Source organism: Sphingobium sp. Ant17 (genome assembly GCF_000588875.1).
Lineage (GTDB): Bacteria > Pseudomonadota > Alphaproteobacteria > Sphingomonadales > Sphingomonadaceae > Sphingobium.
Genome location: NZ_JEMV01000058.1, coordinates 1 through 10,000 on the forward strand (window position 1 = coordinate 1; position 10,000 = coordinate 10,000).

The following is a 10,000-nucleotide window of genomic DNA, read 5'->3' on the forward strand; positions in this document are numbered from 1 at the left end:
GGGGGACTGCCGCGAAGCGTGGGGGAGGGGCCATGCGCAGGTCACCCCATCGCCCCTCCGTCAGCGCTGCGCGCTGACACCTCCCCATCGCTTCGCGACAGGGAGGACCGTGTCGCGCCCACCAAAAAGGCCGCGCCGGTCACCCCGCGCGGCCTCTCTATTCACTCTAACCTTACAGCCTTACGCCGTCTTCGATGCCTGATAGCGGGCGATGGCTTCCAGCGTGATCTGCTTGGCATCTTCCGCGCCGCCCCAAGTGCCGATGCGGACCCACTTGGTCTTTTCCAAGTCCTTATAGTGGGTGAAGAAATGCTCGATCTGCTCCATCACGATGCCGGGCAGGTCGTCTTTCTCGCTGATGTCGGCATAATAAGGGAAGGTCTTGTTGTCGGGTACGCAGACAAGCTTCTCGTCGCCGCCGGCTTCGTCTTCCAGGTTCAATACCGCGATCGGGCGCGCGCGCACGACCGATCCGGGGACGAAGGGCGAGCGCGCGATGACGAGCGCGTCGAGCGGATCGCCATCGGGCGACAGCGTGTGCGGCACGAAGCCATAATTGGCGGGGTAGCGCATCGGCGTGTGGAGGATGCGGTCCACGAACAGCGCGCCCGACGCCTTGTCGAATTCATATTTGACCGGCTCGCCGCCGACCGGCACTTCGATGATGACGTTCAGGCTGTTTGGCGGATCGTCGCCCACCGGGATCAGTTCGATATTCATAGGAAAGCCTCTTACTACGATGATGCGCTACGGGTGATTATGTTCTCGGCTTGAGCAGCTTATCCAGGCTGCCTTCACCCTCTCCTGTCTTTTCGAGGCGCGGATAGCGCAGACCGCCCGAATAATCGAGCGACAATGTGCGGTAATATTTATCCTGCTTTAGGATGATATCGATCGGCTGCTTGGCCTTGATTGCCGCCTTCCACACGTCGCCGGAAAATTCGTCGCCATTGACCGCCACTATCTTGGCACCAATCACCAAACCTGCCTTGAACGCCGCGCTGTCCCAGATGACGGCGCTGATGTCGCCGTCATTCTTGACGACCGCGCCCAGCCCGAAGCTCTGGTCCACCATCTTGTTCGCGCCCTCGGCCGCCTTGGTGATGGCGTTGGGTTCCTCGCCATAGACCAGCTTGTAACCGCCCAGGATGAAGCCGCCCTTGGGCGTTTCCTTGGTCGGGCTATCAACATAGGTGCGGAAGAAACCGGCCCAGTCATAGGGCGCGATGCCGTCGAGCGTGTCGATCACCTCTTGGCGATTATAGACGAGCTGACCCCAATCGCCCGGCTTCACGCCGAAGAAGGCCTTGGCGAAATCGTCCAGCCCCTTGGTGCCGCGCGTCGCCTTGGAAATGATCGCATCGGCTTCCAGCCAGATCATCAGCCCTTCATTATAATAATCCTCCGACCGCTGCCAACTGGCCCAACCCTTGGGTCGTCGCGCCGAAATGATCGGGTCATGGGTGGTGTCGCCCATCGGCCGCCATTGCCGACCGACGTTGGTATCGAGCTTCGCCGCGATCTGGGCATAGGCGTCCAGCGTTTCCTGCTTGGTGAACATGCCAGACCGGGCACCCAGCACATAGCCCCAGAACTGCGTCTGCCCTTCATAGACCCACAGCAGATTATCCTGCATCGGCGTGCGGAAATCGGGGGTCCACAGCAAATCGGGGCGGCGGAACTTGCCGTCCCAGCTATGGGTGAATTCATGCGGCAACAGGTTGCGGTCGAGCAGCGCCTCGCCCGACTCCCATTTCTTGAAATAGCCCGGCTCGACCTGATTTTCCGAGGAGCGATGATGCTCCAGGCCAATGCCGCCCATCTCGTCGGTCAGCGCCAGCAGGAAATCATAATGGTCGAAATGATAGCTGCCGAACAACGCGCCCGCTTCATCGACCAGCTTCTTATGCTTGGCCATCTGTTCGGGCTTATAGTCCAGCTCGTCGGCATCGTCGGCGACGATGTTGAGCGTCACATTCTTGCCCAGGTCCACCGCCTTGAAATGCTTGCCCGCAAAGACCGGCGAATCCTGCAACGCTTCATAATCGATCGTCTCATAAGCGACGCGGTTGCCGCTCTTCGTGCCGCGCAGCGCGGTCGCCGCCTGCCAGCCCGCCGGATAGGTGACGGTCGCCTGCACCGGGATCTGCCGCGTATAATAGCCCGCCGGATAGAGCGAGACGCTTTCCCATTGGATGTTCAGCATCTTGGGCGTGATGACGACGCGGCCCTGATTGGGCTGGGTTGCCGACAGGAACTGAAACTGCGCCACCACTTCGCGCGCGCCCTGCGGCACGTCGATGATGAAGCCGAAGACGTTGAGCGGATCGCGCGTCCACGCCACCGGCTGGCCATTGGCGGTGATGGTCAGCCCCGTCAGCTTCTCGATCTGCCCGCGCGGCGCATGATTGCCCGGCAGCCAGGCGGGCATCAGCAGCGTCATCGGCCCGCTGGTCGCAACGGGAATGGTTTCCTTCACGCGGAAGATGCGCTGTGTCGTGTCGCTGGCATCGACCTCCAATTTGATGGTGCCACCAGGATAGGGCACGTCTTTTGGGGCAGGGGTCGCGTCATCGATCGGCAGGGCGGTCGGCTTGGACCGGATCGCCTCCTGCGCGAAAAGGGGGCTGACAATCGCGGTCGACAGGCCCGTTGTCAGGAAAAGGGCGGCAGCAAGGCTGCGGATCATGAACATCTCCGAAAATGCAGTTTGGGCCGGATGGCCCTCATGCCCGCACAATGGCGTCGCCGCGCGGGCGCGTCCACCCCTTGATGCAGGCGCGTAAAAAGCGCGTTTCCTTGGGGGCCAATTGCGGTTAAAGGCCCATCCCCATGGCTAAAATCGAAACGCCGCGTCCGGTACGCGGCACGCAGGACATGCTGGGCGGCACCACGGAAGCGTTCCAGGAACGTTTCGCGCATGTGGTCGCGACCTTCGACCGAGTGCGCAAACTCTACGGCTTTGCGCGCGTCGAAGTGCCGGTATTCGAATCCACCGCCGTCTTTGCCCGCTCGCTGGGCGAAAGCACTGACGTCGTGTCCAAGGAAATGTACACGTTCGACGATCGCGGCGGCGACAGCATCACCCTGCGCCCCGAATTTACCGCTGGCATTAGCCGCGCCTATATCACCGAAGGCTGGCAGCAATATGCGCCGCTTAAAGTGGCGACCCACGGGCCGTTGTTCCGCTACGAACGCCCGCAAAAGGGCCGCTTCCGCCAGTTCCACCAGCTCGATGCCGAAATCATCGGCGCGGCCGAGCCGGGCGCGGACGTGGAATTGCTGGTCATGGCCGACCAGTTGCTCAAGGAACTGGGCATTGATGACGGCGTGACGCTGACGCTCAACACGCTGGGCGATGCCGCCAGCCGCGACGCCTGGCGCGCCGCGCTGATCGCGCATTTCGAGGCGCATCGTGGCGATTTGTCGGAAGACAGCGTCGATCGCCTGCAGCGCAACCCGCTCCGCATCCTCGACAGCAAAGACCCGCGCGACCGCCCCGTCGCCGACAGCGCTCCCGACATCGACGCCTATCTGACCGACGAAGCCCGCAGCTTCTTCGACAAGGTGACGAGCGGCCTGGATGCGGCTGGCGTCGCCTGGGAACGCAACGCGCGCCTGGTGCGCGGCCTCGATTATTATCGCCACACCGCGTTCGAATTCGTCACCGACCGGCTGGGTGCGCAAGGCACCGTGCTGGGCGGCGGACGCTATGATGGCCTGATCGAAAATCTGGGTGGCAAGCCAACACCGGCTGTAGGTTGGGCTGCGGGCATAGAACGGCTGGCGATGCTCGTTGATGAGCCAAAACGAGAGCCACTGCAGATCGGAATAGTTCCTGAAAACGCTGATTCCGAATCTCTTGCTCAGAGTCTCGCGCACTTATTCCGGCAACGCGAATTAAGTGTTTTTACGACCTTTAGTGGCAAGAAAGATAAAAGATATAATCGCGCCTGTAGTGCTGCGGAATTGGTCATAAATATTGACGCCTTGCACCATAAGCCTGGGACGTTCGCATCCCTGCGCTTCAAGGCAGGGCACCACTCTCGTACGTCTGATCTCAACAAATCTGTGGAAAACATTTTGCGCGGACGATTCAAGATCGATCCTGAATATGTGGATGATATACTTCTCAATATAGATTTGTTGAGCGAAGAGAGGCGAGCGCCTCGCTAATGCCCGTCGCCGCTTTCCACGCACCCCAAACCCCGTTCGCCCTGAGCTTGTCGAAGGGCCATTCTTCTTCTGCCTGCAAGAAAGGACGGGGCTTCGACAAGCTCAGCCCGAACGGATTTAGGGGCAACACCTAATGCACATATCCCCTGAACGCATCGCGCAGATCGAGGCGCGCCGGGATGAGGTGCAGGCGTCGATGACGCGCGCCGACCTTGCCCCCGATGCGTTCGTGCGCCTGTCGAAGGAATATGCCGAGATCGAGCCGGTTGCCCGCGCCGCGCATGAAGTGCGCCGCTTGCGGCAGGAATTGGCCGCGCTCGACTATATGGCGGGCGGGGTCGATGCCGATGCCGACCCGCTGATGCGCGAAATGGCGCAGGAGGAAATGCAGCTCCTCAAGAGCCAGTTGCCGCAGGCCGAACGCGCGCTGGCACTGCAACTCCTGCCCCGCGATTCGGCCGATGCCCGCCCCGCCATGCTGGAAATCCGCGCCGGAACCGGCGGTGATGAAGCCGCGCTGTTCGCAGGCGACCTCTTCCGCATGTATCAGCGCTACGCCGACACGCAGGGGTGGAAAATGGAGCCGCTCACCGCCAATGCCTCGGAAGCGGGCGGTTTCAAGGAAATCGTTGCCTCCATCACCGCACCGGCGTGTTCGCGAAACTGAAGTTCGAAAGCGGCGTCCACCGCGTCCAGCGCGTCCCCGTCACCGAAAGCGGCGGGCGCATCCACACCAGCGCGGCGACCGTCGCCGTCCTCCCCGAACCGGAGGAAGTCGATGTCCAGATCGCCGATGGCGACCTCAAGATCGACATTTACCGCGCTAGCGGCGCAGGCGGCCAGCACGTCAACACCACCGACTCCGCCGTCCGCATCACCCATTTGCCCAGCGGCCTCGTCGTCATCCAGCAGGATGAGCGATCCCAGCACAAGAATAAGGCGAAGGCGATGCAGGTGCTGCGCGCCCGCCTCTACGAACCGAACGGCAACGCACCCAAAGCGAACAGGCCGGCGCGCGCAAGGCGATGGTGGGGTCGGGCGACCGCTCCGAACGCATCCGCACCTATAATTTCCCGCAAGGGCGCGTCACTGACCACCGCATCAACTTGACGCTGCACCGCCTGCCCGAAATCCTCGAAGGGCCGGGCCTCGCCGAAGTCATCGACGCGCTGATCGCCGAAGACGAGGCCGCCCGCATCGCCCAACTGGACGGAGTGGGGTGAGCATCGCGCCTGCGCTGCGCGAGGCCACGGCCCGTTTGAGCGCGACCAGCGACACCGCGCGCTCGACGCCGAATTGCTGATGGCCCATGCGCTCGGCCTCTCGCGCGCCGACATGCTGCTGCGCCAGCGCGACCTTGCGGTCCCCGCCACCTTCGCCGTATTGCTCGACCGCCGTCTGAACGGCGAACCGATCGCCTATATCAGCGGGACGCGCGATTTCTGGACGATCAGCCTGACGGTCACGCCCGACGTGCTGATCCCCCGCCCCGACAGCGAAACGCTGATCGAGGCAGCGGTCGCACATTTTGCGGGGCACGCACCTGCGTCCGTTCTCGACCTCGGCACCGGCTCCGGCGCGCTCCTGCTCGCGGCCCTGACCGAATGGCCCACTGCGCAGGGCTTGGGGATCGATGCCTCGCCGGGGGCGCTCGCGGTTGCGCAGGGCAATGCCGTGCGGCTGGGCCTGGCGACGCGCGCGCAATTCCGCCTCGGCGATTGGGGGCAGGGGGTCGACGGCCCGTTCGACCTGCTCCTCATCAACCCGCCCTATATCGCGCGCGACGCGGCGCTGGCGGGCGATGTGCTGCGCGAACCGGGCAGCGCGCTGTTCGCGGGCGACGAAGGCCTTGACGATTATCGCCGCATCGTCCTCGCCCTGCCGCGCCTGATCGCGCCGGGTGGCATGGCTGCGATCGAGATCGGCCATGACCAGCGCCTTGCCGTTACGGCGCTGCTGGCGGGCGTCGGCCTTGCCGTGCGGCCGCTGCGCGATCTGGCCGGGCTGGACCGCTGCCTGGTCGCTACCCGATGATTAACTATGATAAAGCCGAATTTGCTTGGTTTATGACATGAAAGCCATTACATCGGGGTCAGGAACAGCACGCTCCGGCGACATGACACTTTCAGGTCATTGATGGAAAAGCTGTTTTCTAGCTCCTTAAAGTCATGATGGCGCTGCTGCGCGGCACCTCTGGCATTGGACGGCATAAGCCAAATAAGGGCCTATGTCCTGCGGAGCTATATCCGGCCCGATGAGCGGGTCGCGCTTGGGGATGGCGACGGAACAGTGTTTTCAGCCAAGGTTATGACAGCGAACACAAGGATCATATCTTGATCAACAACCGGCAGGCCGGTCGCCGCAATCGCGGCCGGAATAATAACGGACGCCCCAACACCAACAATCGGGGCGGGGGTGGCGACAGCGGCAACCGCATCGACAATCGCGCCCGCGGGAATGCGACCCAGCTTCTTGAAAAATACAAGAATATGGCGCGCGATGCCCAGATGTCGGGTGATCGGGTCAATGCCGAATATTATCTCCAATTCGCTGACCATTATTTCCGCGTCCTGGCCGACAACCGCGCCCGGCAGGAAGAACAGCAGCAGGGCCAGCCGCAACGCCACCGCCGCCCGGACGAGAATTTCGACGAGGATGGCGATGATTTCGAGGGCGTCGCCGACGGTGTCGACGAATTCCGCACCGACAATTCGTCCTACGACCGCACCCCGCGCGAACAGCCCGGTTTCGATCGCGCCCCGCGTGAACAAAATGACCGTAACGATCGCAATGACCGCGCCCCGCGCGAGCAGGGCGATCGGCCCCAGCGCGACTATGCCGATCGCGGACAACGCGATCAGGGCGACCGTGCCCAAGGTGACCGCCCGCAACGCGACCAGAATCGCCGCCAGGACGAGCCGCGCGAAGACCGCAACGCCCGTCGTGACCGTCCCCGTCGCGATCGTCCCGTCGCGGCCGAACCGCAGCCGCAGGCCGAGCAGGCTGCACCCACGCCCGCGCCTGTTGCTGAGCAGGCGACCGCGCCCCAGCCCGAAGCCGAAGCGCCCCGTCCCCGCCGTGGTCGTCCACGCAAGATAGTGCCGGACACGGACCAGGCGAGCGAAAGCCTCGACATCGCCGTATTGCCGCCCGCGATCGGACGGGCCGACAATGATGGCGACGCCGCAGCGGAAGCGCCCAAGAAGCGCACCCGCCGCCCGCGCCCCGCGACCGAAGCAGCCGAATAAAACCGAACAGCGGTTCTACCGGACGAAAAAAGGGGATGGCGCACCAGTGGCGCCATCCCCTTTTTGCTGTCTGGCCTTCCGACCGGACAGATGCCCTATTCGGGCACCGCGCTGAGAATTAGATGGCGGGCAAAGCCCGCGGCCGGTGATTCTCATCCAGCGCGACGAAGGTGAATAGGCCGCTGGTCAAATCGACCTGCTCTTCCTCCGCCCCGCGCGTCGCCACCACATCGATGCGGATAGCCACCGAGGTGCGCCCACGCCGCTCTTCATGGGCATAGACCGACACGACATCGCCCAGCAAAATCGGCGTGATGAACTTCATGCTCTCGATCGCGACGGTCGCTACGGCGCCCCGCGCGATCCGATGGGCGACGATGCCGCCTGCAATATCCATCTGGCTCAGCACCCAGCCGCCGAAAATATGCCCATTGGCATTGATGTCGGCGATGCGCGGCATCACCCGCAACACCACATCGTCGCGCTGGTCAGTCATCCAGCGGCACCTCGTCCTTCAGCCGGTCCATCACCTGCTCGTCATGACCGGTGCCATGCGACAGGAAAGCCAGCGCCATCAACCCCGTCCCCAGCATGAAGGTCAGCCAGACCCCCAATATGGTCGCGATGATCATGTGGATCGGCATGGTTTCCGAGCGATAATAGAGAAAGAGCAGGGCGAGCCCGGTGCAGGCCGCCCCGCCCAGCGCCATCCACGCCATGATGCGGCGAAAGCGGGCCCAGGCGGTGGCGGCGATCTGGGGATCATCGAGCGCTTGCTTGCGTGTCATCCCTTTTCTTTGGGCCGCGAAAGTGGGATCATCAAGCGCCTGAACCAAATTATAGGGCAGAAGGAGAGCAGCCATGACGATTGCAGCGATTTTGCGGGGCAAGGGGCGCGATGTCGTCCAGGTACGGTCCACCGATACGGTGCTGTCCGCGGTCCAGTTGCTCGCCGATCGGCGAATCGGCTGCGTGCCCGTGGTCGATGATGGCGAAGTGGTCGGCATCTTCTCCGAACGCGACCTCGTCTATCGCGTGGCTACCGATGGCGCGGCGGCGCTCGACCATCCGGTCGGCGACCTGATGACCTCGCCTGCCATCACCGTCGATGACAAGATGCCGGTGATCCATGGCCTCTCGCTGATGACCAAGCGGCGCATCCGCCATCTGCCCGTCGTGGTCGATGGGCAACTGGTCGGCCTGATTTCCATCGGCGATCTGGTAAAATTCCGCATCGACAGCATCGAATCGGAAGCGAGCGCGCTGCGCGACTATATCCAGACGGCGTGAAAACCCGCCCGCACCGCCCGGGTTCAGGCTGGTGCCTGGGCCGGGGGGGCGCGGCGAACCACTAGCGCGACCAGTTCCATCACCGTGCTGCGCGAACACAGCATCAGCGCGGCCAGGAAAGCGACGCCGCCGGTCGGCACCAATATCCCCAGTCTGATCGGCGCAGCCAGCGGCGGCAGCAGCGAATCAACCGCCATCACGACGCCAGCCATCAACACCGAGCAGCCCAGCGCCGGCGCGGCCGCGCGCACCACGTCGACCAGGCGCAATCCCATCGGCGCACCGGCTAGCCGTGCAGTGATCGCGGTCAGGATCGGAAAAGCGCCCAGCCATGCCCAGGCGAGGCCAATCGCGCCGAATCTGATGCCGATCAGGAAGGAAATCGGCATCAGCACCGCGCCGACCGCCGCGACTCGCGCCGTGGTGCCGGGCCGACCCAGCGCATTGCTCACTGGCGCGAACATCACCTGCACCGTCATGAACGGCATGGCGAGCGCGAGTATCGCGACGAACGGGGCCATTTCCAGCCACTTGGCCCCGAATAATGTCTCGACCAACGGTTCGGCCGTCACCGCCATGCCCAGATAGACCGGGCAGGAAATCAGCAACAGCAATCGCACCGCCTTGCAGAAGGACCAGGCGACGCGCGACGGATCCTTCTGCATCCGCGCATAAGCGGGGAAGGCGACATCGTTGAGCGGCGGAATGAATTTGCTGACGAAGATCTGCGTGAGGAACAGCGCTTCGGCATAGAGGCCGAGTTGATGTGGCTCCAGCACCCGCCCGCCGATAAAAATATCCGCCTGGCTCTGCGCGATCCAGAAGAGCTGCCCGCCTAGCAGCGACGCGCCATAGGTCACCATTGCCCCGGTGCCGCGAAAATCGAAGCTGGGAATCGGCCGGAAACCCGTCGCTATTATATAGCCCAGCCCCTTGACCCAGAAACCAGCGATCGGCGCAAACACCAGCGTCCACACCCCCCAGTCCGACAGCGCGCCGTAGAGCGCGACGGCGGCCGAGGCGAAGGCCGCGATCAGATTGACCAAGGCAGGCCGTTTGAAATCCAGTGCTCGCCCCATGATCGCTTCGGGAATCGAGATGAAGGGCGTGGACAGATAGAGCAGCGCCTGCACCCGCAGGAGGTCCGCGACCATCGGCTGGTCATAATAGTCCGCCGCGATCGGCGCGATCGCCAGTTGCAGCGCCGCGAGTGCGCCATTGAGCAGCAGCATGATGCCAAAGGCCTGGCGCAACCGGTGCGGTGTCACCGAATCGGACTGGACCAG

8 protein-coding genes and 2 pseudogenes (1 of these 10 cut by a window edge) are annotated in these 10,000 nt (G+C 63.3%); 5 read left to right on the forward strand and 5 right to left on the reverse strand.

The genetic code is table 11. The annotated features are described in order from the left end of the window. Positions 1–180 precede the first annotated feature (180 nt). A complete protein-coding gene (gene ppa, locus BF95_RS19440) occupies positions 181–720 on the reverse strand; it encodes an inorganic diphosphatase (RefSeq protein ID WP_043153648.1) in 540 nt (179 codons plus the stop codon). A gap of 37 nt (positions 721–757) precedes the next feature. Beyond that, positions 758–2,689: a M61 family metallopeptidase gene (locus BF95_RS19445; protein WP_043153683.1), complete on the reverse strand. Its 1,932-nt coding sequence runs from the start codon at positions 2,687–2,689 to the stop codon at positions 758–760. Between the two features lie 143 nt (positions 2,690–2,832). On the opposite strand from BF95_RS19445, the gene hisS reads away from it, so the two are divergent. From hisS to BF95_RS19470, 4 genes and pseudogenes are all read left to right on the forward strand, one after another. Then, positions 2,833–4,176, forward strand: coding sequence for a histidine--tRNA ligase (gene hisS, locus BF95_RS19450; RefSeq protein WP_081764221.1), 1,344 nt, complete (start codon positions 2,833–2,835; stop codon positions 4,174–4,176). A 133-nt stretch (positions 4,177–4,309) separates the two neighbouring features. Further along, a pseudogene (gene prfA / locus BF95_RS25750) lies at positions 4,310–5,399 on the forward strand (peptide chain release factor 1). Further along, positions 5,396–6,210, forward strand: a pseudogene (gene prmC, locus BF95_RS19465) (peptide chain release factor N(5)-glutamine methyltransferase). The pseudogenes prfA and prmC overlap by 4 nt, the downstream one beginning before the upstream one ends. Before the next feature lie 299 nt (positions 6,211–6,509). Continuing rightward, positions 6,510–7,424 carry a DUF4167 domain-containing protein gene (locus BF95_RS19470; protein ID WP_043153656.1) on the forward strand — a complete coding sequence of 305 codons (915 nt, stop codon included), beginning with the start codon at positions 6,510–6,512 and terminating at the stop codon, positions 7,422–7,424. A 118-nt stretch (positions 7,425–7,542) separates the two neighbouring features. Here BF95_RS19470 and BF95_RS19475 read toward each other — a convergent pair whose 3' ends face one another. Beyond that, a complete protein-coding gene (locus BF95_RS19475; RefSeq protein ID WP_043153658.1) occupies positions 7,543–7,920 on the reverse strand; it encodes an acyl-CoA thioesterase in 378 nt (125 codons plus the stop codon). Next, a complete protein-coding gene (locus tag BF95_RS19480) occupies positions 7,913–8,212 on the reverse strand; it encodes a hypothetical protein (RefSeq protein ID WP_043153689.1) in 300 nt (99 codons plus the stop codon). Before BF95_RS19480 ends, BF95_RS19475 begins: the two co-directional genes overlap by 8 nt. A gap of 73 nt (positions 8,213–8,285) precedes the next feature. Here BF95_RS19480 and BF95_RS19485 point away from each other — a divergent pair, with 73 nt between their 5' ends. Beyond that, the gene (locus tag BF95_RS19485) at positions 8,286–8,714 is read left to right on the forward strand and encodes a CBS domain-containing protein (protein WP_043153661.1); all 429 of its coding nucleotides are present in this window, start codon (positions 8,286–8,288) and stop codon (positions 8,712–8,714) included. A 23-nt stretch (positions 8,715–8,737) separates the two neighbouring features. Here BF95_RS19485 and BF95_RS19490 read toward each other — a convergent pair whose 3' ends face one another. Beyond that, positions 8,738–10,000, reverse strand: the 3' portion of a protein-coding gene (locus BF95_RS19490; RefSeq protein WP_043153664.1) for a lipopolysaccharide biosynthesis protein. It continues 225 nt past the right edge of the window; 1,263 of the gene's 1,488 nt are visible here — the last part of the coding sequence; its start codon lies beyond the right edge, outside the window — the gene reads right to left on this strand; its stop codon occupies positions 8,738–8,740.